The sequence below is a fragment of the Pusillimonas sp. SM2304 genome (assembly GCF_031628915.1).
Lineage (GTDB): Bacteria > Pseudomonadota > Gammaproteobacteria > Burkholderiales > Burkholderiaceae_B > Pusillimonas_C.
In genome coordinates this window covers 243,800-267,055 of the sequence record NZ_JAVLUJ010000002.1, presented here as the reverse complement: position 1 = coordinate 267,055, position 23,256 = coordinate 243,800, and the positions used below count along the sequence as shown (strand labels likewise).

The window sequence follows — 23,256 nt, the reverse complement described above, 5'->3', positions numbered from 1 at the left end:
CGGAGCACCTGATGACTTCTGCGGCACCCGCCTTTTCTTCTGAACGTTTTACCGGCACCGAGCGCTACGTCGCGACGGACGACCTGAAACTTGCCGTGAACGCGGCACTTGCACTGCAACGCCCCTTGCTGATCAAGGGCGAGCCCGGCACAGGCAAGACCATGCTGGCCGAGGAAGTGGCCGAAGCGCTCAAGCGCCCTCTGCTGCAATGGCATATTAAATCGACGACCAAGGCGCACCAAGGCCTGTATGAATACGACGCGGTGTCACGCTTGCGCGATTCGCAGCTGGGCGACGAAAAAGTCCGCGATATCGGCAACTATATTGTCAAAGGCGTGCTGTGGCGCGCCTTTGAAGCCAACGAACCGACCGTGGTGCTGATCGACGAAATCGACAAGGCCGACATCGAGTTCCCGAACGACCTGCTGCGCGAACTGGACCGCATGGAATTTCATGTCTACGAAACCCGCCAGACGGTCACGGCCAAACACCGCCCGCTGATCATCATTACATCGAACAATGAAAAAGACTTGCCCGACGCCTTCCTGCGGCGCTGCTTTTTCCACTACATCAACTTCCCCGACCGCGACACCATGAAGGACATCGTGGCGGTGCACTACCCCGACATCCGCGCCGATGTCCTGCGCGCCGCGCTGGACACCTTCTTTGCCCTGCGCGACGCCCCGGGCCTGAAAAAGAAGCCCTCCACTTCCGAGTTCCTGGACTGGCTGCGCCTGCTGACCAACGAAGCCCTGTCGGCCGACGATATCAGCAAGACCACCGGCGACCTGCCCTTGATGGCCGGCGCCCTGCTCAAGAACGAGCAGGATCTGACCCTGCTTCAGCGGCTGGCGGCCATGACGCGCGCGGGGCAGCGCCGCTAACGGACGCCAAACCCGCCGCCACCCACAGTACCCGCACACCAGACATGTCAACTGAACCGGAAAACAAACCATGAATGCAACGCAGGGCTTTAAGCAATTGCCGTCCCCAACAACGCTGACAGGTTTCGGCGTCAGCCTGGTCCCTTTGCAGAAGGAGCACGCGCAGGCGCTGGAGCGTGCCGCCGCCGACGGCGAGCTCTGGACTTTGCGCGTCACATCGGTGCCCGAGCCGGGCGCGGCCCCCGCCTATATCGATGCCGCCCTGCAAGGCCAGCAAGCGGGCCATATGCTGCCTTTCGCCATCATTGAAGAAAGCAGCGGCGAAGTCATCGGCACCAGCCGCTACCATGACATCATTCCGTCCGTGGCCCGGCTTGAAATCGGCTACACCTGGTACGCCAGGCGCTGGCAGCGCAGCCACGTCAACACCGCCTGCAAACTGCTGCTGCTGCGGCATGCCTTCGAATCATTGGGCGCCCAGGTGGTCGGCTGGCGCACCGACAACTTCAATCTTGCCTCGCAGCGGGCCATCGAGCGCCTGGGCGCCCACAAAGACGGCGTTTTGCGGCACCATGCCTTGCGCCGCGACGGCACGGTGCGCGATACCGTCATGTACAGCCTGCTTGCGGGCGAATGGCCGGAAGTCGAAAAACACCTGGCGTACCAACTGCAGATCCGCCATGCTGACTGATTTCTTCTATCATTTGCGCGCGCGCAAACTGCCGGTTTCAGTCCAGGAATACCTGACCTTGCTCAGCGTCCTGCAGGCGCGCGTCATGCCGCCCACTGTCGACGATTTCTATCATCTGGCCCGCATGACGCTGGTCAAGGACGAGACCTTGTTCGACCGCTACGACCAGGCCTTCGGCGAGTTCTATCGCACGCTGGAAGCGGCGCTGCCGGACAGCAAGGAAATCCCGCTGGACTGGCTCATCAAGGAATTCCAGAAGAACCTCAGTCCGGAAGAAAAGGCGGCCATCGAAAAACACGGCTGGGACAAGCTGATGGAGCTGTTCAAGGAACGCCTGGAAGAGCAGCAGGAACGCCACGCGGGCGGAAGCAAATGGATAGGCACGGGGGGGTCGTCGCCCTTTGGGCATGGCGGGTATCACCCCGAGGGCATACGCCTGGGCGGGCCATCGGCGGGTAACCGCACGGCCATCAAAGTATGGGAAAAGCGCGAGTACAAGGATTACGACGACCAGCAGGAGCTGGGCACGCGCAACTTCAAGATGGCCCTACGCCGCCTGCGCCGGTTTGCCCGGGAAGGCGCCGAACTCGAGCTGGACCTGGATCACACCATCAGCAGTACGGCCCGCAACGCCGGATTCCTGGACCTGCAGATGGTGCCCGAGCGGCACAACACCGTCAAAGTACTGATGCTGCTGGATGTGGGCGGGAGCATGGACGATCATATTGCGCGGGTCGAAGAACTGTTTTCCGCCGCGCGCAGCGAATTCCGGCATCTGGATGTGTACTACTTCCACAACTGCCCTTACGAATCGCTGTGGCAGAACAACCGGCGCCGCAACAGCGAACGTTTCGACACCTGGGACATTCTGCGCAAATACAACGACGACTGGCGGCTGATTATCGTTGGGGACGCCACCATGAGCCCCTATGAAATTCTTCAGCCGGGCGGTTCGGTAGAGCATTACAACAAGGAAACCGGCGCCGCCTGGCTGCAGCGCCTGCTGGAAAATTGGCCCAAGGCGGTATGGCTGAACCCGGAACCCGCCGCATACTGGCAATATCGGCAATCCATTTCCATCATTCAGAACATCATGCACCACCGCATGTACAGCGTCACGGTCAGCGGCCTGGAACAGGCCATGCGCATGCTGTCGAAGTAAGGCGGCCTGATATGATGTAGGCTTCCCCTGGCCATTCTTATCCGGAAGAACCACATGCTGTCTTGCCTACGCCTGCTTCCCCTTCTGTTTCTTGCCGGCTCCCTGTTTTTGCCGTCTCAGGCACGCCAGGCCCAGCAAGCCTCTGCCGGCGGCTTGCCCGCCGGGGTGGTGCAGCACAGCACCGTCGAAGGCGTGACCGAATACGCCTTGCCCAACGGTCTGCGTGTGCTGCTGGCGCCTGATGCCTCCAAGCCGACCACCACGGTCAACATGACTTACCTGGTGGGCGCCCGCCACGAAAACTATGGCCAGACCGGCATGGCGCATCTGCTGGAACACCTGCTGTTCCGCGGCACGCCGACCTTGCGCAACGCCCTGGCGGAATTTTCCAAACGCGGGCTGGCGGCCAATGGGTCCACCACCAGCGACCGGACCAACTATTACGCAAGCTTTGCCGCCAATCCGGAAACCCTGACCTGGTATCTGCAGTGGCAGGCCGACGCCATGGTGAACTCGCTGATCGCCCAGGAAGACCTGGACGCCGAAATGACGGTGGTGCGCAATGAAATGGAGCGCGGCGAGAACAGCCCTTTTCAAATGCTGATGCAGCAAATGCAGGCGACGGCCTTCCGCTGGCACAACTATGGCAACAGCACCATTGGCGCGCGTTCCGACGTCGAGAACGTGGATATCGCCCAGTTGCGCGCCTTCTATCACCAGTACTATCAGCCCGACAACGCGGTCCTGATCGTTTCGGGCCAGTTCGAGCCTGAAGCCACGCTGCAAACTATTGCAGAAGCCTTCGGCGCCATCCCACGCCCTACCCGTACGCTACCGCCCGAATACACTGTCGAGCCCGTGCAAGACGGCGAACGCCAGGTCACCTTGCGCCGCCACGGCGGCAGCCCGCTGATTGCCGCCATGTTCCACGCCCCGGCCGCCGGCAATCCCGACTTCGCCGCGCTGGATATCGGGGTGTCGATTCTGGCCGACACGCCATCAGGGCGCTTGTACAAATCCCTGGTGGAAAACAAGCTGAGCACCGATGTATTCGGCTTTGCCGCCGGCCTGAACCAGCCTGGCTACGCGTTTTTCGGCGCGCAACTGGAAGCCGACATGGACCAGGGCAAGGCGTTGAATACGCTGCACGAAACCCTTGATGCGCTGGCGCAGGACGCGTTCACTGAAAAAGAACTGGAGCGCATCCGCAACCGCTGGCTGACCGACTGGTCGCAAACCTATGCCAGCCCGTCCAACCTGGCCGCCGCCCTGTCGGAAACGGTCGCCGACGGCGATTGGCGCCTGTTCTTCCTGCAGCGCGACCAGGTCGAGCAGATGAAGCTGGAAGACGTGCAGCGCGTCACCGCCGCTTACCTGACCCCCAGCAACCGAACCAGCGGCCTGTATATCCCCACTGAAAAGCCGGTGCGCGCGCCCCAGACCGGCGCCAGCCAGCTTGAAGCACTGCTCAAGGACTACAAGGGCAAGGACACCGCCCAGGTCATCGACGCCTTCGACCCCAGCCCCGCGCATATCAACGAAGCCACGCAACGGACGCCGCTTGCCCTGCCTAACGGGGAAGTCAAGCTGGCCTTGCTGCCCAAGCCAACCCGCGGCGACCGGGTCGAGGCCAAGCTGCTGATTCAGTTCGGCGATGCGGAAAGCCTGAAAGGCCAGCGCAGCATCTCAAGCGCCACCGCGTCCTTGCTGGACCACGGCACCAGCCAGATGAGCCGCCAGGAAATCGAAGACAAGTACAACGAGCTGCAGGCCAACGTCGGCATAAGCGGCGGCGCGGGCGCCGTGGTGGCCAGCATGTCGACCACCAAAGATAACCTGCCCGCCCTGATCGAGCTGGTGCTGCACGTGGTCCGGGACGCGAACTTCCCCCAGAAAGAGCTGGACGAATATAAAGCGCAGGCCAACACTTCGATCAGGAACGCCCAGTCCGAACCCAGCGCCCTGGCCTCGCGCGCGCTGTCACGCCACGACAACCCCTGGCCGCGCGACGACATCCGCTATACGCCCACCTTCGACGAAGCCCGCAGCGAAATCAGCGCCCTGACGCGCGAACAGCTTCAAGACTTCCATTCACGTTTCTACGGCGCCGGCACAATCGGCTTGTCGGCAGTGGGCGCTTTCGACGCCGACGCCGTCAAGGCAGCGCTGACGCAAGGCCTGAAAGACTGGCGCAAAGCCCCCGCCTATGAACGCATCGCCGACCCCTACCATGCTGTCCCGTCGGAAACCTTCAACATCGACACCCCCGACAAAGCCAACGCGTTCTACCTGTCCACCTCGCCCCTGGCCGTACAGGATACCGACCCCGACTATGCGGCGCTGTATATCGCCAACTATCTGCTGGGCGGGTCGGAAACCTCGCGCCTGTGGGAACGCGTCCGTGTCAAGGACGGCCTGTCGTACGACGTGCGCAGCAGCCTGGACATTTCGTCTTACGAGCCATCGGGCGACTGGAGCATTTACGCCATCCACGCCCCCGAGAACACGCAAAAGCTGCTGACGGCGGTCAACGAAGAATTGCAGCGTGCGCTGAAAGACGGCTTTACGGAAGATGAAGTGCGCGAAGGCGTCCAGGCCCTGCTGAACTATCGGAAACTGGCCCGCACACGCGACGGCGTGCTGGCATCGACATGGATCAACTACATGCAGCTGGATCGCAATTTCGACTGGTCCGCAAAAATCGACCAGGACCTGAGCGCCTTGACTGCCGATAAAGTCAATGCCGTGCTTCGCAAAACCCTGGATCCAGCCACATTCAGCACGGCCATAGCCGCTGACGAAAGCAAACAAGGGGTCGCAAAGCCATAACGGCAGGTATAGCAGATGCCGTTTTCCGCGTCTGGTGATCAGAGGCTCCAGCGCTAAGCGATCTAAAAAGCCCCCAGCAGCCGGGCTTGCGCAGGCGCCTCGCGCAAGCCGGTTCAGGCCTTGATATCGCGGGTGCAAGAGTGTGGCTGTCTGAGCCCGACGGGTGTCGGGCCACCGGCCCGACCGGGCGAGTTCCACACTCGCCGCGATATCAAGGCCTGAACCGGGAAGCCCTGGCATCGCCAGGGCCGCAGCGCGCGAAGCCGTAGCAAGCCCGGCTGCTGGGGGCTTTCTTAAGAAATAAGCACTGAAAAATACGCATTCTTAACGCGCTCATCACATCAGCACGCATCTGCCTAACAAGCCCAAAAAATAAACCCCGCTGCAAAAACAGGGGGGTTTATCAACAGTCTGAAAGTCCAGTCAAAAAAACTGGGCTTTATTGTTTACGAAAAGAAATTTTTCACCCGATCCGTCCACGACTCGCTTTTTGGCGAATGCTTTTCGCCGCCTTGCGCCAGAGAAGACTCGAACTGCCGCAGAATCTTCTTCTGCTCATCCGTCAGCCGCACAGGCGTTTCCACCGCCACATGGCAGTACAAATCACCCGGATAGCTGGCGCGCAGCCCGCGTATCCCCTTGCCCCGCAAGCGGAAAGTCTTGCCCGTCTGCGTGCCTTCCGGAATCGTGATCTCGCCCCGTCCAGCCAGCGTCGGCACCTCCAGTTCTCCACCCAATGCCGCGGTGGTGAATGGAATGGTCAATTCGCAGTGCAAGTCCTCGCCATCGCGCTGGAATATACCGTGCGGCTTCAAATGGATTTCAACATACAGGTCGCCCGGAGGCCCCCCGTTGACACCCGGCTCGCCATTGCCGGACGAGCGAATGCGCATGCCATCGTCGATACCCGCGGGAATCTTCACCTGCAGCGTCTTGTTCTTGCGCGTGCGTCCCACGCCGTCGCAGGACACGCAGGGATCGGTGATTTCCTTGCCGGTGCCATGACACGTCGGGCAGGTCTGCTGCACACTGAAGAAACCCTGCTGCATGCGGACCGTACCGGCGCCGTCGCATGTGTGGCAGGTCTTGGGATGCGTGCCGGGCTTGGCGCCCGACCCGTGGCAGACATCGCAGGTTTCCCAACTGGGTACGCGGATTTCGGTATCGAAGCCATTGGCGGCCTGCTCCAGGCTGATATCCAGCGTGTATTTCAGGTCGGCGCCCCGATAGACTTGCGGGCCGCCGCGCCGGCCACCGCCGCCGCCGAAGATTTCGCCAAAGATGTCGCCAAACGCATCGGCAAAGCCGGCGCCGCCCATGCCGCCCCCGCCCATCCCTGCGTTGGGATCCACGCCCGCGTGCCCGAACCTGTCGTACGCGCTGCGCTTCTGCTCGTCGGACAGCATTTCGTAGGCCTCTTTGACCTCTTTGAATTTTTCCTCGGCTTCCTTGCTGTCCGGATTGCGGTCCGGATGGTACTTCATAGCCAGCTTGCGATAAGCTTTTTTCAGCTCATCATCGGAGGCGTTTTTCGCTACGCCCAGGATTTCATAATAGTCGCGTTTTGCCATGTGAATTGCTTGCGTCTAAGACGTCTGCTCTTTTTTATCTGAATAAGAAGGCCCGATTTCCGGTAAAAACACCAGAAACCGGGCTCAAGACCGCTATGCGCGACGTTTACTGATCGCGTTTGACTTCCTTGAAGTCGGCATCGACCACGTCATCGTCGACAGGCTTGGCGGCGTCGGCCGCGCCAGCCTGCGCGGCGGCCTGCGCCTGCATATCGGCATACATCTTCTCGCCCAGCTTTTGGGAAGCCGTGGAAAGCGCCTCGACCTTGGCCTCGATGGCGGCCTTGTCGCCGTCCTTCAAGGTTTCTTCGAGCTCTTTCAGGGCCGCTTCGATGGCTTCCTTCTCGGCCGCTTCAAGCTTGTCGCCATATTCTTCCAGCGACTTGCGGGTCGAATGCAGCAGGGAATCGGCCTGGTTGCGGGTCAGCGCCAGCTCGGCAATGCGGTGATCTTCCTCGGCATTGGCCTCGGCATCTTTCACCATGCGTTCGATTTCATCGTCGCTCAAGCCCGAATTGGCCTTGATGGTGATTTTGTTTTCCTTGCCTGTGCCTTTGTCCTTGGCCGACACGTGCAGGATGCCGTTGGCGTCAATATCGAAGGTCACTTCAATTTGAGGCGTGCCGCGCGCCGCAGGCGGAATGCCTTCCAGATTGAACTCGCCCAGGCCTTTGTTGCCGGCGGCAATTTCACGCTCGCCCTGGAATACCTTGATCGTCACGGCGGGCTGGTTGTCGTCGGCCGTGGAAAACACTTGCGAGAACCGGGTCGGGATCGTGGTGTTTTTCTGGATCATCTTGGTCATGACGCCGCCCAGGGTTTCAATACCCAGGGACAAGGGGGTCACGTCCAGCAGCAGCACGTCTTTGCGGTCGCCCGACAACACCGAACCCTGAATGGCGGCGCCAGCGGCGACGGCCTCGTCGGGGTTGACGTCTTTGCGGGGCTCCTTGCCAAAGAATTCCTTGACCTTCTCTTGGACCTTGGGCATGCGGGTCATGCCGCCGACCAGGATGACGTCGTCGATTTCAGAGGCTTTGACACCGGCGTCCTTGATGGCGATGCGGCAAGGCTCGATGGTGCGCTCGATCAGCTCTTCGACCAGCGCTTCCAGCTTGGCGCGCGTGATCTTCAGGTTCAGGTGCTTGGGACCGGACGCATCGGCCGTGATGTACGGCAGGTTGATTTCGGTCTGCTGCGCCGAGGAGAGCTCGATCTTGGCCTTTTCGGCGGATTCCTTCAAACGCTGCAAGGCCAGCACGTCTTTGGACAGATCGACACCGCTTTCCTTCTGGAACTCGGCAATGATGTAGTCGATGATGCGCTGGTCGAAGTCTTCGCCGCCCAGGAAGGTATCGCCGTTGGTCGACAGCACTTCGAATTGCTTCTCGCCGTCGACGTCCGCGATTTCAATGATGGATACGTCGAAGGTACCGCCGCCCAGGTCATAGACGGCAATCTTGCGATCGCCCTTTTCGGTCTTGTCCATGCCAAAGGCCAACGCCGCCGCCGTGGGCTCGTTGATGATGCGCTTGACGTCCAGGCCTGCGATGCGGCCGGCGTCTTTAGTTGCCTGGCGCTGGCTGTCGTTGAAGTAAGCGGGGACGGTAATGACGGCTTCAGTGATCTCTTCACCCAAATAGTCTTCCGCCGTTTTCTTCATCTTGCGCAGCACGTCGGCCGACACTTGGGGAGGCGCCAGCTTCTTGCCTTGCGCTTCGACCCATGCGTCGCCGTTGTCGGCCTTGACAATGCCATAGGGCATCAGGTTGATGTCCTTCTGCACGGCCTTTTCGTCAAACTTGCGGCCAATAAGCCGCTTGACGGCGTACAGCGTGTTCTTGGGATTGGTGACCGCCTGGCGCTTGGCCGGGGCCCCGACGAGGATCTCGCCGTCTTGCATATAAGCCACGATGGAAGGCGTGGTGCGTGTGCCTTCGGCATTTTCAATGATCTTGACGCTGCTGCCGTCCAGGACAGCCACACAGCTGTTGGTCGTACCCAGGTCAATACCGATAATCTTGCCCATATCTATATCCTGCTAAAAATTTTGAATTTGTGGAAACTGCCTGATGGTTCTTAATTGGGGCCCGCCGCTGCGATTTCAAGCCTTGACCCTGCAAATTTTGTATTTCTTGTGCGCTGGAGCGGGTTTTTGGGCCAAAAACCGTGTTTTTTCAGCTAAAAACAGCCCTGGCCGCCCCAAAACCTGAAACGGCGCTTTACGCGGCGGGCTGGCCCGACGACACCATCACCAGCGCCGGGCGCAATACGCGATCGGCAATGGTGTAGCCCTTCTGCAGCAATTGGACGACAGTGCCTTCGGGCAGGCCGGACGGCACCGAGGAAATCGCCTGGTGCACATGCGGATCGAACTTGTCGCCCTCGGCGGGCGCCACTTCTTTCAACAGATTGCGTTCGAACGCGCTATTGAGCTGGCGCAAGGTGGCTTCTACGCCCTCTTTCCAGGCTTCTGCCGTTTGGTCGGTCAGCGCCAGCGCGGCCTCGAGACTGTCCCGAACGGGAATCAGGCTTTCGGCAAACGACTCGGTACCGAACTTCCGGGCCTTGGCCACGTCTTCCTGGGCGCGGCGGCGGATATTCTCGGTTTCGGCCTTGGCGCGCAGCAACTCTTCATGATATTGCGCCACTTTTTCCTGTGACTCGGACAGCAAAGTGGCCCAGTCTTCTTCGGCCTCGGCCTGGACTTGCTGCCCGGACGCCTGCGCGTCGGCATCGCCTGATGCTTCTTGCGCTTGGTTGACTTCCAGTTGCTCGGAAGTATCGACCGACGGGTCTTGCTGTTTGGTATCCCGGGGCTCTTGGGGTGCCGACATAAAAAATCTCCACATCTGAACTATGCAATTCCATAAAAATGGGGGCAGCCGCCCCCATTTCAAGACCACGCAAAACGCGCCTTTAACGAGCCAGTTTACACCCAGCCCGCCAAGTGCTTTCCAATCAGCGCCGCAAAACCGGCCGTCCAATCGGCGTCGTCATTCAGGCAGGGCAAGTACCGGAATTGCCGCCCGCCCTCGGCCAGGAAAGCATCGCGGCACTGCATCTGGATTTCCTCCATGGTTTCCAGGCAGTCGGCCAGGAAGCCCGGACACATGACGTCCACCTGCCCGATGCCGTCACGCGCCCATTGCCGCAGCGTGGGCTCGGTATAGGGTTCCAGCCATTTTTCGGCGCCGAAACGGCTTTGGAACGCCACGTGAACCAGGCCGCCGTCCGCCCCCAGCGCCTGCCTGAGCAGCGCGGCGGTTTCCATGCAGTCGCGATAGTACGGATCGCCCTGCTCGACGGTCCGGCGCGGCAAGCCATGGAAACTGAGCAACAGGCGCTGCGGCTTGCCGTGCTGCGCCCAATAATTGCGCACCTGCCCGGCCAACGCGCCGATATAGGCGGGATCATCGTGATAACGCTTGATAAAGCGAAACTCGGGCTGGTCGCGCAAAGCGGCGGCGTGGGACGCCACGCGGTCCACGGCGGTGGCGGTCGTGCTGGCCGCATACTGCGGATACATGGGCGCCACCAGAATCCGCTGGCAACCGGCCGCCCGGAGCCGGTCAATGGCGCTGGCGATGGACGGATTGCCGTAGCGCATGCCCAGCTCCACCCGGACGTCCCTGCCCTGGGCCGCCAGATGCTGCTGCACCCCCTGCGCCTGGGCCTGGCTCCAGACCAGCAAGGGCGAGCCCTGCTCCAGCCAGATTTCCCGGTAGCGCGGCGCCAGCGCTTGCGGGCGGCGCGTCAGGATGAAGGCGCGCAAAATCACCTGCCACAGCCACTGCGGAATCTCGATGACGCGCGGATCGGACAGGAACTCCGCCAGATAGCGCCGAATCGACCCTGCGGTGGGCTCGTCAGGCGTGCCCAGATTGACCAGCAGGACACCGGCCGGACCTGGATCGCGCGGCGGCGGCTCGGTGCTGAAGGCATGCGGATCGGCCGGCTCCGGCAAATAAGGTGAAGCGAACAACTTGAACATAGATGACAGGACCTGATTATTGTGGCGGACGCAGCACGGCCGGCGGCACACCGGAAGGCGGCCGCCCTTAGAGCTGATTGTGGCTGAGTGCGTTGGAAAGCAGGCGCGCCGTGATATCCACGATGGGGATGACACGCTCGTAGGACATGCGCGACGGGCCGATGACCCCCAGCGTGCCCACCACCGTGCCATCCACCCCGTAGGGCGCGGTAATGACCGATACATCGTCCATGGGAACCAACTGCGAATCGCCGCCTATGTAGATCTGGACGCCCTGGGCGCGGCTGGATACGTCCAGCAGCTGCAACAGGTCGGTTTTCTTTTCAAACAGGGAAAACATGCGGCGCAGCCTATCCATGTCGGAGGCGATTTCGGAGATGTCCAGCAATTTGCTTTCGCCGGAAATGACCAGGGATTCGTCCGAGTCCGCTGTCGCGGTGCCCGCTTCGACCGCCGCCTGCATGAGCCGTGAAATATCGGCCTGCAGGGAGGAAAGCTCGTCGGTAATGGCCAGCCTGACCTGCTCGAAAGACATGCCCGCAAAATGCTGGTTGAAGAAATTGCTGGCCTCGATCAGTTCCTGTTCGAGATAATCCCGGGACACGAACAGAATACGGTTCTGCACATCGCCGTCGGGCGTGACAATAATCAGCAAGACTCTTTTTTCGGACAGGCGGATGAACTCGATCTGCCGAAACACCTGGGCCCGCTTGGGCGCCAGCACGACCCCCGCAAACTGCGACAGGTTGGACAATAGCGTCGCCGCCGCCGTGACCGCCCGGCCCGGCTCGGCGGCAGGCAATATCTGGCGGACCTGGCTGGGCAGGACTTCGAAGCGCTGCACCGCCAGCAGCCGGTCCACGAACAGGCGATAGCCCTTGGGGGTGGGAATCCGGCCGGCGGAGGTATGCGGGCTATGAATCAGGCCCAGATCTTCAAGATCGGCCATGACGTTGCGGATGGTCGCAGGCGACAGGTCGAACATTTTGGATAATGTGCGCGACCCCACAGGCTGCCCATCGGCAATATATTTTTCTATGAGCGCTTTTAAAAGCGCATTGGCTCTATCATCCATGACGCCATTTTATGTGTAATGTTGCGGACACGGGTTTTTATACCTACAGCCATCCGTTCTCAGGAACAATATAATCAATCAGTCTGTATTATTCCATCAATTAAGAAGGTGTCCGCCTTATGCACTTCAAAACCATCGCAATCATTGGCCGATATCAAGATACCGGCCTTGATGCGCCCTTGCGCAAGCTCGCCGGCATGCTGCAAGCTGAAGGCTGTAAGGTGCTTATCGAAACCGATACCGCCCGCAACACGGGCATCACCGAACACACGGTTGCCTCATACCAGGAAATCGGCCAGCAGGCGGACCTGGCCGTGGTCATGGGGGGCGACGGCACCATGCTGGGCGCGGCCCGCCAACTGGCCTACAACAATGTCGCCCTGATCGGCATCAACCATGGCCGCCTGGGGTTCATTACCGACATCCCGCTGCAAAGCGCCAACGACGCGCTGAACAGCGTCCTGCACGGCAACTACAACGCCGAAGACCGCGTCCTGCTCGAAGGCCGCGTCGTGCGCGACGGCGAAACCATGTATTCAGGCCTGGCCCTGAACGACGTGGTGCTGAACCGCGCCGGCCGCGGCGGGATGATCGAAGTCCATGTCGAATTCGACGGCGTCTTCATGTACAGCCAGCGCGCCGACGGCCTGATCGTCGCCACCCCCACGGGCTCCACCGCCTATTCCCTGTCGGCCAACGGCCCGGTCGTGCACCCCAGGCTGAACGCCATCCTGCTGGTCCCGGTCGCCCCCCAAACCCTGTCCAACCGGCCCATCGTGCTGCCCGACAGCGGCACACTGAGCCTGACCATCACCGCCCTGGGCCGGGTCGAATCGGGCGCCAGCGTCCACTTCGACATGCAGACCTGGTCCGAATGCCAGCCGGGCGACCGCATCGACGTGCGCCGGGCCCAGCATGCGGTCCGCTTCATCCACCCCACCGGGTACAGTTTCTTTTCCACCTTGCGCCGCAAACTGTACTGGAATCACATGCCCCAGCCTTCGGACGAGACTGAATAAACCTATGCTGCGATCCCTGCATATACGCGACTTCGTCATTGTCGATCAGGCAGAGATACCGTTCGAGACGGGCTTTACCGTGTTTTCGGGCGAAACGGGGGCGGGCAAGTCCATACTCATCGACGCCCTGTCGCTGGCCCTGGGCGCCCGCGGCGATGCTTCCGTCCTGCGCGACGGCGCCGCACGCGCCGATATCTCGGCTGTCTTCGAGCCCCCGGCCAGCCTGCATGCCTGGCTGCACGAACACGAGTTCGACGCCGACGACGCGCTCATCCTGCGCCGGGTCATCGACACTCAAGGGCGCAGCCGCGCCTTCGTCAATGGCCTGCCGGTCACCTTGGGCCAATTGCGCGAACTGGGCGAACAACTGGTCGACATCCATGGCCAGCATGCCCACCAAAGCCTGCTGAAAACCGCCAGCCAGCGCGAACTGCTCGACACGCAAGGCGGCCATCTGGCCCTGTCCCGGCAGGTACAACAGGCCTGGCAGCACTGGCAGCAGGCTGAAAAAACCCTGGCCGCCGCCCTGGCCAACGCCGCCACCTTGCAGGCGGAACGCGAGCAGATCGAATGGCAACTGGCCGAACTCGAGCGGCTGGGCCTGCAAGCGGGCGAATGGGAAACACTCAGCAGCGACCACCATCGGCTGGCCCATGCGCAAGCGCTGCTCGATGGCGCCACGCAGGCCTTGGCCGCCCTGGACGACGAGCAAGGCGCTGCCCTGCAAGCCCTGAACGCCGCCGCCCACGCGGTCCAGCAGCAATTGCGTCACGATACGCAGTTGCAAGGCATTTACGATGCGATCGAATCGGCCCGCATCTCGGCCGCCGAAGCCGTCTCTGACCTGAACAGTTACCTGGACAAACTCGAGCTCGAACCCGACCGGCTGGCGCAGGCCGAGCAGCGCCTGTCGGCCATCTTCGATGCGGCCCGGAAATTCAAGACCGAACCCGAAGCGCTCCCGGCCTTGCAGGAAAGCCTGCATGAACAGCTGAATGCCAGCCAGGCCGCCGCCGACACCGAAGCGCTTGCAAAACGGGTGGACGAGGCCGCAGCCCAGTACCAAGACTTGGCCGGGCAACTGAGCAAGGCGCGGCGCAAGACCAGCAAAAAACTGTCGGAGCAAGTGACCGGCGCCATGCAAACCCTGGCCATGAAAGGCGGCCGTTTCGACGTCGGCCTGTCGGCCTGCCCGCCCAGCGCAAGCGGCAACGAAACCGTTGAGTTTCTGGTGGCGGGGCATGCCGGCACGACACCCAAACCCTTGGCCAAAGTGGCTTCGGGCGGCGAACTGGCCCGCATATCGCTGGCCTTGTCCGTGATTGCCAGCCAGGCGGCCCGGGTCCCCACCCTGATTTTCGACGAAGTCGACACCGGTGTCGGAGGCGCTGTGGCCGAGGTCGTCGGCCAACTGCTGCGCGAACTGGGGGAACGCCACCAGGTGCTGTGCGTGACCCACTTGCCGCAGGTGGCCGCGCGGGGCGCGCATCATTACGAGGTCAGGAAATCTACTTCCAGCGCCAGCACCCTGTCGCAGATCGAGCCCCTGAGCCCCGAGGGCCGTGTCAACGAAGTAGCACGCATGCTGGGCGGCCTGAAAATTACCGACACCACGCGCAAGCACGCGCGCGAAATGCTGGCCAGCACCGGCTAGACCCAAGGCCAGCCTGGCAAAAAATAAGGCCGACGTAAAAATCGGCCTTTTTCTTTTGGTGTCGCTTTTTGCTTACTTGGCGTGCTTAGGCGAGCAATTGGGGCAAATGCCATATAGCAGCATCGTATGGCTTTCAAGCGCAAAGCCCTGGTCCTTGGCGACCTTATGCTGACGCTTTTCGATTTCGGGGTCGGTAAACTCGACGACCGTGCCGCAATTGGTGCAGATCAGGTGATCATGATGATCGCCGTCGTTAAGCTCGAAGACGGCCTTGCCGCCATCAAACTGGCTGCGCACCAAGATGCCGGCCTGCTCGAACTGGGTCAACACCCGGTAGACCGTAGCCAAACCAATGTCGACATCTTCAGCAACAAGCGTGCGGTAGACATCTTCAGCGCTTTGGTGACGAAGATCGGCCCGTCGAAAAATATCCAGAATTTTCAGGCGCGGGAAGGTCGCCTTCAAACCCATGTTTTTCAATTCATTTTGATCGTTCATAGCTAAAATGTCTCTGGCAGAAATAGGGTGATGTTCAGGCATATGCAAGGGTTGCGATACGCTCAACGCTGACTAACGCTATTATGCGTTTATTATCCAAGCTTTATGATAACGGTTTTATCCAAGATGAATAACAGGGGCGCTTCGTGCTGACGACTGCAAAACCATTTTTTTCAACGCTACGCGCCGGACTGACGGCAAGCATGCTTGCCATGGCCTTGACCGCTTGCGGTACCACCAACTGGGGCTTTCCGTATCGCCCCGACGTTCAACAGGGCAACTGGATCACCACCGAGCAAGTCGCGCAACTGCAAGAAGGCATGACCCGCGAGCAGGTGCGCTTTATTCTGGGCACGCCCACCCTTCAAGATATCTTCCGTACCAATCGCTGGGACTACCCCTACTATAACAAGCCTGGCTACGGCAAGGAAGAAGAGCGCAAGTTCACCGTCTGGTTCGAGGGCGACACACTGGTGCGCTGGGAAGGCGATGACCAGCCCGACCGCCAGCCTTACGAAAGAACCGATACCGGGGCGAGCGCCACAACGCCCCGCTCGGCCCCGCCCAGTGAAAGCGCCCTGCCGCCAGCCCAGGAAGCGCCCCCGGCAGCGGCGCAAAGCAGCCCAGTCGACGCCAACGCCCCCGCCAGCCCTTCGGCTGACGACGCGGCACAGGCCGGCGAGCCCGACACCCAGCCTAGCGTCCACCAGGAACACCGGGCCATTCTGAATGCCGACGAGTCGCGCCCCGTTAATCCAGGCGTGCCGACACCCGGCAGAAACACCGCTGAACCGCTACGCTAGGGGGAAGAAACAATGCGTATTGCCATTGCAGGCGCCGACGGCCGTATGGGCCGCATGCTGATTGAAGCCGTCACACAAAGTCCAGACCTTGAACTGACCGTCGCGCTGGATCGCGCAGGTTCGCCGGCCATCGGCCAAGACGCCGGCGCCTTCCTGGGGCTGGAGACGGGCGTATTGATCAGCGATGACCTGGACGCTTTATCGAATGCGGACTGCCTGATCGACTTTACCCGGCCGGAAGGCACCCTTGCCCATCTGCAAGCCTGCGTCCAGCATGGCACCAAGTGCGTCATCGGCACCACCGGTTTCGACGAACAAGGCAAGCAGGCCATACAGGCCGCCAGCCAGAAAATTGCCGTGGTCTTCGCCCCCAACATGAGCGTTGGGGTCAATGCCACACTGCGCCTGCTCGACATGGCCGCCAAGCTGCTGAACAGCGGCTACGATGTCGAAGTATTCGAAGCCCACCATCGCAACAAAGTCGATGCGCCCTCGGGCACCGCGCTGGCCATGGGCGAAACCGTTGCATCGGCCTGGGGCAAAAAGCTGGACGACATCGCCGATTGGGCCCGCCACGGCGAGACCGGCGCACGCGAAACCGGCAAGATCGGATTTTCAGTCCTGCGCGGCGGCGACATCGTGGGCGACCACACGGTCTACTTCTGCGGCACCGGCGAGCGCATTGAAATCACACACCGGTCCAGCAGCCGCGCCACCTACGCGCAAGGCAGCCTGCGCGCTGCCCGCTACCTGGCACGCAAGGAATTCGGCCTGTTCGACATGCAGGACGTCCTGGCAACCTGAACGCCTGCCGCAGGCCGCCCCGCCACACCCGAGGGCCGCCTGCGCTTCAAGGGCCGTTCATTCACGGCTCAACCGACCCGGACGGGCTCCTGCTCCAGACTCACGCCAAAGCGCGCCAAGATATCGGCCCGGATGGCCTCGGCCAATGCCGCGATATCGCCGGCGCCGGCGCCCCCATAATTGACCAGCACCAGGGCCTGGCGCTCATGCACCCCCGCCGCGCCCATGCGCCTGCCCTTCCAGCCGGCGCGGTCGATCAGCCAGCCGGCCGCCAGCTTGTACGAACCCTCTGACTGGGGATACGCCACCAGCCCGGGATGCGCTTGTACCAGCGCCTGGTAAGCGGCCGCGTCGACGACCGGATTCTTGAAAAAACTGCCCGCATTGCCCAGCACTGCCGGGTCGGGCAGTTTGCTCTGGCGGATCTGGCATACCGCATCAAAAATCTGCCGCGCCGTTACGCTCGCACCCGCGGCCTGCAGCATGGGGTGGCGTTGCAGATCGGGGTAGCCCAGCACCGGACGCCAGGCCTTGGGCAAGGCAAAACGCACCTTCAGGATCAGCCACCGGCCCTGCTCCGCCTGCTTGAAAAAACTGTTGCGATACGAAAACCCGCAAGCCTCCGGACCCATTTCGACCAGACGCCTGGCCTGCATATCCCACGCCACCAGGCTGTGAAAGCGCTGGTCCAGCTCGACACCGTAGGCGCCAATATTCTGGACCGGCGCGGCGCCGACCGTGCCGGGAATCAAGGCCAGGTTCTCTAGCCCGTTCCATCCCTGAGCGACGCAGTGCCCGACAAAGTCGTGCCACGTCTCGCCTGCCTGCGCCTCGACAATCCAGGCGTCGGCGGTTTCGGCCAGCAGTTGCACACCGGCGGTTTCGACCTTGATCACCAGACAATCGAGCTCGGGCGCCAGCACCACATTGCTGCCACCGCCCAATATAAAAACCCTGGGATAGTCGCCGGCCAGCGCCGACAGGGTCTGGGCTTGCTCCGCCGACGCGCAGCGCACAAACGCCTGCGCATGCGAGCGCAGGCCCAGCGTATTGAAAGAAGTCAGATCCTGATCGATAGCATGCAGCAAAAGCAGCCCCGCCTGAAAACAAAAAGCCCGGCCGCAGCCCGACAAAAAGCATAAGCATACCCCCGCCCGCACACTGCTTGCTACTTGACAAGACGGGGTGCTTTCATGCTATTATCTTTTTCTTCGCTTAGCACTGGTTTTAATGCTTTTGCGGGTAGTTTTTTAAAGACCGGTTTGCTTTGGCTTGTGTTGACCATACAGGCTTGAAGGGATACGGAAGCATGCAAAACCAGCAGTAAAAACGCGATTTGCACGACTTTAAAAAAGTACTTATAATGCGAGGCTTCCTTAACCGAGAGGTTAAAAACAGGAAGGCAAAACAGCAGTACATATGCGGGAGTAGCTCAGTTGGTAGAGCGCAACCTTGCCAAGGTTGAGGTCGCGAGTTCGAGACTCGTCTCCCGCTCCAGATTTTAAAAAGCCCAGATTTCGATCTGGGCTTTTTTATTTCATGGGCATCCACCAACGTCCATAGATGAGTCTGGTGAAGCAGCGATCACCTGCAAACATTTAACGACGTCATCGCTACCGAGAGCAAGAGAACAGTGGCGCGCCCAGGTCTTCTGAGCTAGTCTGTAAGTTCTGGCTTTCGGATTCACGGCTGCAGTGAGCATTGTTCATATCCCAGAGCGCAACCCGGCATCAAGCGCATCAGCCTGCGCGGCAAAGTCTCGTGGACGACGTTTCTGGAAGGTTGCCAGGTTGGCGAGCTTCCAGCGTAACGCAGGCAACTGGTCGGCATGCGGGCATTGCAGCAGCGACCAGTCGGGTTGGGCGCGGGCCAGTCCGCTCAGGAACTGCCGGTGAGCGGCGCTCAACCTCTGTGACAGTTCTTGGCGTAGTTGGCTGCGAGTTTCGAGCAGAACCTCAAGTGAGCAGTCCACTTCCGTCATGCCCACGAAAGCACGCTCATATTCGGCCGCGATGTCCTTGTCGTTGCCGAACAGCACTTCATGGATGGGCCGGTTGTGTCCTGCCAGATAGACCACGAAGCACTCGACCATGGCATCGGTCAGGCCTCCGGTCTGGAACAACTGCCAGACATCGAACAGGTCTCGCGGGTGCTGGCGATCCAGGGCGGCAACCAGCTTGCCCGCATAGAGTTCGTCCGGGGCGAGCACCGGCACCTCAAATTCGACTCCGAACAGATCGCCAGTGTGGGCGCTCAACGGCCTGCGCTCGATGGGCAACACCGTGCCACGGAACACGACATTGACCTCGACCTTGACCTGGCTGGCTTCGTTCTCGGCGATCAGCTTGGTGTCGCCAAAGTCTTTGCTACGAATCAACCGTGTCTGCACGCCAAGACGTTCGACTCGCTGAGCGATGGCGGCCAGCTCCTGGTTGATATCCTCTAATGCCTTGTCGCGTGGAATCTGCCAGGGGCGGTACACCACATCAATATCCACCGACAGGCGGGGCATATCCCGCAGGAACAAATTGATGGCCGTGCCGCCCTTCATGGCGAAAATGTCGTTGTCGAACACGTCGGGCGCGATGTTCAGCAGCAGGCGGACGGTGTCGGCGTAGTGTTTATCCATGAGGGTTCAGGCTCAATAGGGTTCCGTCATCCAGCCGGCTCATCCAGCGCCTGGCGCTGCCGGAGCGTACTGGGTATTGCGCCAGCAACTCATCCACGTCAATAACGCCGGTTTCCCGCGCCCAGGTCAGGAACAGGCGCACGGTCTTGACGCTGGTGCAGCAAGCCAGCAGCCGTCCGAGCACGTCCTTGCGCGGTGAGCGCAGGCCGTCGAACAGGTTGCGGGACTCGTCGAGGCTTTCCCGCGTGCCGGTGTCGTAGAGCAGCTCCAGCACTGCGCGTTCGGGCACTGCCACCCGCAGTCCAGCAGGCTGTCCGGGTGGTGTATGCAGGGTTTTGCTGGCGAGGTCATCGTCGGGCCAGTCGAACAGCCTGGCGTTGACGTAGCGCGATGGAAAACACGTGGTGAACCAGGCAGGCAACGCAAAGCGGACATCGCCCCAGAGCACCAAGACTTCTCTGGGAGCTAGGTTGTGCCGAACCCCTTGCAGCGCCAGAGCGCTTTTGCCGCCGATGTGCAGCCCAGCAACCCGCTCTTGCAGAAGCTGCAACGCACCGCTAGCGTCAAAGTTATCGTTGGGATAGGCATAGACGCCGTGTCCCAGGCGCACCAGCCAACCGCTCTCGGCGTAGCGAGCGGCCAGTTTGGGGGACACGCCGAAGGTTTCAAGCACGGCAAGATCGAACGGCGCTCCCCGAGGAAGCTCCGCCTGCAGGCGTTTGATTATCTGATGTCGCAAATGTTTACCCATACATGAAATATACGTCAAAATCTAATCTGACACCACTGAAATTGATAGATTTTTCTCTGAAATTCACCCCATGATTGAATTTAACGCTTAAATTTAATCATAACTCGCCAGGTTGAAAACGCAGCGAAGATAGGCCCACCACACCACTGACTTTAGTCCATCCAGTCACTCCGGATGAAAGTATTTCATTTTTAATCAATGGGTTATGGCTTCGTCCTGGAGCTCGTCTCCCGCTCCAGATTTTAAAAAGCCCAGATTTCGATCTAGGCTTTTTTGCGTTTGGTGGTTACGCTCTTGCGGTTTGGCTGGGTGGCTGCTTACGACTCGAAGCGGCCATTCCACCCTATACAAAGCGGGCCTTGCAACAACGCTGCCAGCCGTCGCGCTTCAGTAGCATGAGCCGAGTGTCAAGCACAAGCACAGTCGGCGTGGGGAACGAGGCATCATCCCCGTGCAGGTGGGATGGGTGGCCATGAGAAATCTCCGAGACATGGACCAGAACGGCCCTATGCCTCGCATCTCGTCGCAGTCGCGTTCGCGCGTCAGGCAACAACGCGATTTGCGGCATGGCCGGTTTCTCTGACGCGGTGCTTGCTTTTTCGCAAAAATGCGCCGCGAGGTGTCGTTCGGCCGTAGATGGCTCGGTTGTGTCAAGAGCGATAATAATAGTGCAAAATAAGTGCATAACCATTGCATGGAGTATGCGCCATGAGCACCGTACTGCAACGACCCCTCGCCGAACAGTTCCGTGAACCGGATACACCGTATTTGTCCCCAGCCCGGATTGGAGAGTTCTTCGGCTTCCAGGTCCAGGAACTGGCCGAGCGTGCGCACGTGCATCGCAATACCCCGACGGCAAGGCCTCAGGCGCCTCAGTTGCAGAAGTATCTGCAGGACATGGTCAGAGTGCTGACCGTCGCCGCCGAGATGACCGGTGACGAAAAGCGGGCGGCGTTCCTGCTGCGCAACGAGCCGCTACGCGCCTTCGGCTACAAGACAGCGGATACTCTCATTCAAGAAGGACGGGCCGATGCAGTCATTGCCTACCTGGAGTCTCTCGCAGGCGGCGCCGCAGGATGATCCCGGCCATTACCGTCGGCAAAGCTGAAGAGGCAGTCTACTATCGCGTCATTACACCCGCCTATGCCGGCACGCCGCTGTCCGGCGCGGGCGCGGCACGTCAGGGTGGCCGCTTCAACCGACCTGGCCAGGAAGCACTCTACCTGTCGACGGACGAGGATGTGGTGGCTGTCCTCAAGCCGCCCGCCGCCGATAATCCGTTCCTGCGGTTGCCGGAAGTGCCAGTGCTGTTACATGAGTTCGCCTACCCCTCGCAACCTTCTGAGGCTGTCGCCAGTTTCTCTTTGCTTGATGACTCCTACTGCACCTTCGGTGTGATGCGGGTAATCAAGTCGCCCTTCAGGTCGTCCGGCCCCTTGGACTTGTTGATCACGTAAACGTTGCCCTTGCCATCGGCAACCACGTGATTAGGAAAACTGCCGACGGCCAGATTGGCGAGCAGCTTGCCCGACTTCGGTTCCACCACCGTCACCGTGCCCGCGCCACGATTGGCGGTAAAAGCCCAGCCGCTAACCGGCTCCCAGACGACGGTCAGCGGCTGGGCACCGACGTACAAATCGTGCACGAGCTTGCCGGTTTCGGGATCGACCACCAGCAGGTTGTCATTACCCCGCGAAGCCACCAGCAACAGCCTGTTGGCCGCATCCCAGGCCAAGCCCTGGAATTCACGCGCCTGTGGCAGTGGCGTAAAGACTTTCTTGACCTTGCCGCTGGCCGAGTCGATTGCGGCGATGGCCGGCGCTTCCATGCTCGACACATACAGGGTACCGGTCTGGCTGTCCAGCGCCAACCCGAGCGGTACGAACTTCTTATCTCCCTCCCCGGCGTCGATGTTGATGCTCTTTAACGGTTTTAGCGTTTGGGTGTCAATTACGGCGACGTTCTTATCGCCCACCGACGACACATAAACCTTGTGGTGCGCGGCATCGACCTGTGCAAAGTGCGGGTGCGTCACCGCGCCGGGCTCGAACTGCTTGAGCAGTGACAAGTCGCCCTGCCGGTAGGCTGCCACCGTGTCATTCAAGACATTGGTCACCCAGAGGGTCTGGTTGTCGCTATCGGCTGCCATGCCAAAGGCGGCATAGACAGACTGTGCAGCCGGTTTGTTCTTACCGTCGTCACGCGCCGGAGAAACTGGTGGCGTAGTGCTGTCCAGCACCTTCAGCGTTTCAGTATCCACCTTCAGGATGCCGGCCTCGGCAATACCGGACTCAGGCGCTTTTTTGAACACCGAGCGGGTGACGAAAACCGCCTTGCCGTCGGCACTGCTTGCAGCCAGGTACGGCCCGGGCGGCAACTTGCCTTGCGTCATCGTAAACCAATCTGCACCCGACACGGGGACGACTTTGGACACCATCAAATCCGTCCTGGCGACTTCGGCACCATCGGCCTTGGCAGTCAGCTGCAACACGCCGACCTTGGCATCATGCGGAATCTGAACCTTGCTCTTGAAGCGGCCATTATCCTGAACCACAACGGGCTGAGCACCTTCCCGAGCATGCTCCAGCGTCAGCGTGACGCGCTGGCCGGGCTGAAAGCGAAACCCCGATACCTCCGCCTTTGCTCCGGCCAGAACTTCAGTGGTGGATACGTGCAAGCCGGGAGGACTTTCGTCTTCGGCAGCCAGGGCGGTGCCGACAGTACCGAGGGTAAAGGTCAGCGCCAGCATACAAATCCATTGACGCCATACTTGTACTGATAGGACGATGGTTTGGAGGGACATTACTTTCATGCTCGTATCCTCGGTTGGAAAAGGGCGCACTATGCGCTTGAACTCTGACCATACGTTGTGCAGACGCTGTCGGCACAGTG

General features: G+C 60.6%; 20 protein-coding genes and 1 tRNA gene. 11 read left to right on the top strand and 10 right to left on the bottom strand.

The features are described 5' to 3' along the window. Positions 1-11: 11 nt before the first annotated feature. The 4 genes from RE432_RS10235 to RE432_RS10220 all read left to right on the top strand — a co-directional run bounded on the left by RE432_RS10235 (position 12) and on the right by RE432_RS10220 (position 5,566). Positions 12-884, top strand: coding sequence for a MoxR family ATPase (locus RE432_RS10235; protein WP_310933320.1), 873 nt, complete (start codon positions 12-14; stop codon positions 882-884). A gap of 70 nt (positions 885-954) precedes the next feature. After that, positions 955-1,575, top strand: a complete 621-nt coding sequence (locus tag RE432_RS10230; protein ID WP_310933319.1) for a GNAT family protein — start codon at positions 955-957, stop codon at positions 1,573-1,575. Beyond that, positions 1,565-2,737: a hypothetical protein gene (locus RE432_RS10225; RefSeq protein ID WP_310933318.1), complete on the top strand. Its 1,173-nt coding sequence runs from the start codon at positions 1,565-1,567 to the stop codon at positions 2,735-2,737. The genes RE432_RS10230 and RE432_RS10225 overlap by 11 nt, the downstream gene beginning before the upstream one ends. 54 nt (positions 2,738-2,791) lie before the next feature. Then, the gene (locus RE432_RS10220; protein ID WP_310933317.1) at positions 2,792-5,566 is read left to right on the top strand and encodes a pitrilysin family protein; all 2,775 of its coding nucleotides are present in this window, start codon (positions 2,792-2,794) and stop codon (positions 5,564-5,566) included. Positions 5,567-6,012: 446 nt separating this feature from the next. Here the strand turns inward: RE432_RS10220 and dnaJ are convergent, their stop codons facing one another. The 5 genes from dnaJ to hrcA all read right to left on the bottom strand — a co-directional run bounded on the left by dnaJ (position 6,013) and on the right by hrcA (position 12,206). Next, positions 6,013-7,137: a molecular chaperone DnaJ gene (gene dnaJ / locus RE432_RS10215; RefSeq protein ID WP_310933316.1), complete on the bottom strand. Its 1,125-nt coding sequence runs from the start codon at positions 7,135-7,137 to the stop codon at positions 6,013-6,015. Positions 7,138-7,243: 106 nt separating this feature from the next. Then, positions 7,244-9,166 (bottom strand): molecular chaperone DnaK, encoded by a 1,923-nt coding sequence (dnaK, locus tag RE432_RS10210; RefSeq protein ID WP_310933315.1) that lies wholly within the window; start codon positions 9,164-9,166, stop codon positions 7,244-7,246. Between the two features lie 193 nt (positions 9,167-9,359). Then, a complete protein-coding gene (gene grpE, locus RE432_RS10205; protein ID WP_310933314.1) occupies positions 9,360-9,974 on the bottom strand; it encodes a nucleotide exchange factor GrpE in 615 nt (204 codons plus the stop codon). A 95-nt stretch (positions 9,975-10,069) separates the two neighbouring features. Beyond that, positions 10,070-11,131 carry a ferrochelatase gene (gene hemH, locus RE432_RS10200; RefSeq protein ID WP_310933313.1) on the bottom strand — a complete coding sequence of 354 codons (1,062 nt, stop codon included), beginning with the start codon at positions 11,129-11,131 and terminating at the stop codon, positions 10,070-10,072. A gap of 67 nt (positions 11,132-11,198) precedes the next feature. Then, positions 11,199-12,206, bottom strand: a complete 1,008-nt coding sequence (gene hrcA / locus RE432_RS10195) for a heat-inducible transcriptional repressor HrcA (protein ID WP_310933312.1) — start codon at positions 12,204-12,206, stop codon at positions 11,199-11,201. Positions 12,207-12,325: 119 nt separating this feature from the next. Between hrcA and RE432_RS10190 the strand changes: the two genes are divergently transcribed. Both RE432_RS10190 and recN read left to right on the top strand, forming a co-directional pair. After that, positions 12,326-13,225 carry an NAD kinase gene (locus tag RE432_RS10190; RefSeq protein ID WP_310933311.1) on the top strand — a complete coding sequence of 300 codons (900 nt, stop codon included), beginning with the start codon at positions 12,326-12,328 and terminating at the stop codon, positions 13,223-13,225. Between the two features lie 4 nt (positions 13,226-13,229). Further along, positions 13,230-14,879, top strand: coding sequence for a DNA repair protein RecN (gene recN, locus RE432_RS10185; protein ID WP_310933310.1), 1,650 nt, complete (start codon positions 13,230-13,232; stop codon positions 14,877-14,879). Positions 14,880-14,951: 72 nt separating this feature from the next. Here the strand turns inward: recN and fur are convergent, their stop codons facing one another. After that, complete coding sequence (gene fur, locus RE432_RS10180; RefSeq protein WP_310934195.1) at positions 14,952-15,377, bottom strand: ferric iron uptake transcriptional regulator; 426 nt, start codon at positions 15,375-15,377, stop codon at positions 14,952-14,954. A gap of 203 nt (positions 15,378-15,580) precedes the next feature. On the opposite strand from fur, the gene RE432_RS10175 reads away from it, so the two are divergent. Together RE432_RS10175 and dapB are read left to right on the top strand one after the other, a co-directional pair. Next, complete coding sequence (locus RE432_RS10175; protein WP_310934194.1) at positions 15,581-16,180, top strand: outer membrane protein assembly factor BamE; 600 nt, start codon at positions 15,581-15,583, stop codon at positions 16,178-16,180. Between the two features lie 12 nt (positions 16,181-16,192). Next, positions 16,193-16,984 carry a 4-hydroxy-tetrahydrodipicolinate reductase gene (gene dapB, locus RE432_RS10170; protein WP_310933309.1) on the top strand — a complete coding sequence of 264 codons (792 nt, stop codon included), beginning with the start codon at positions 16,193-16,195 and terminating at the stop codon, positions 16,982-16,984. Between the two features lie 68 nt (positions 16,985-17,052). Here the strand turns inward: dapB and murB are convergent, their stop codons facing one another. Continuing rightward, positions 17,053-18,078: a UDP-N-acetylmuramate dehydrogenase gene (gene murB / locus RE432_RS10165; protein ID WP_409079862.1), complete on the bottom strand. Its 1,026-nt coding sequence runs from the start codon at positions 18,076-18,078 to the stop codon at positions 17,053-17,055. 327 nt (positions 18,079-18,405) lie between these two features. Here murB and RE432_RS10160 point away from each other — a divergent pair. Beyond that, positions 18,406-18,481 (top strand) — tRNA-Gly (locus RE432_RS10160). Between the two features lie 208 nt (positions 18,482-18,689). Here the strand turns inward: RE432_RS10160 and RE432_RS10155 are convergent. Then, a complete protein-coding gene (locus RE432_RS10155) occupies positions 18,690-19,613 on the bottom strand; it encodes a nucleotidyl transferase AbiEii/AbiGii toxin family protein (protein WP_310933307.1) in 924 nt (307 codons plus the stop codon). Beyond that, entirely contained in the window at positions 19,606-20,364 is a 759-nt protein-coding gene (locus tag RE432_RS10150; RefSeq protein ID WP_310933306.1) for a type IV toxin-antitoxin system AbiEi family antitoxin domain-containing protein, read from the bottom strand. Before RE432_RS10150 ends, RE432_RS10155 begins: the two co-directional genes overlap by 8 nt. Positions 20,365-21,072: 708 nt before the next feature. Between RE432_RS10150 and RE432_RS10145 the strand changes: the two genes are divergently transcribed. Together RE432_RS10145 and RE432_RS10140 are read left to right on the top strand one after the other, a co-directional pair. Further along, positions 21,073-21,444: an MbcA/ParS/Xre antitoxin family protein gene (locus RE432_RS10145; RefSeq protein ID WP_310933305.1), complete on the top strand. Its 372-nt coding sequence runs from the start codon at positions 21,073-21,075 to the stop codon at positions 21,442-21,444. Next, a complete protein-coding gene (locus RE432_RS10140) occupies positions 21,441-21,821 on the top strand; it encodes an RES family NAD+ phosphorylase (protein ID WP_310933304.1) in 381 nt (126 codons plus the stop codon). The genes RE432_RS10145 and RE432_RS10140 overlap by 4 nt, the downstream gene beginning before the upstream one ends. On the opposite strand, the gene RE432_RS10135 is transcribed toward RE432_RS10140, so the two are convergent. Beyond that, complete coding sequence (locus tag RE432_RS10135) at positions 21,743-23,176, bottom strand: YncE family protein (protein ID WP_310933303.1); 1,434 nt, start codon at positions 23,174-23,176, stop codon at positions 21,743-21,745. The two genes, RE432_RS10140 and RE432_RS10135, sit on opposite strands and share 79 nt — an antisense overlap. Positions 23,177-23,256 lie beyond the last annotated feature (80 nt).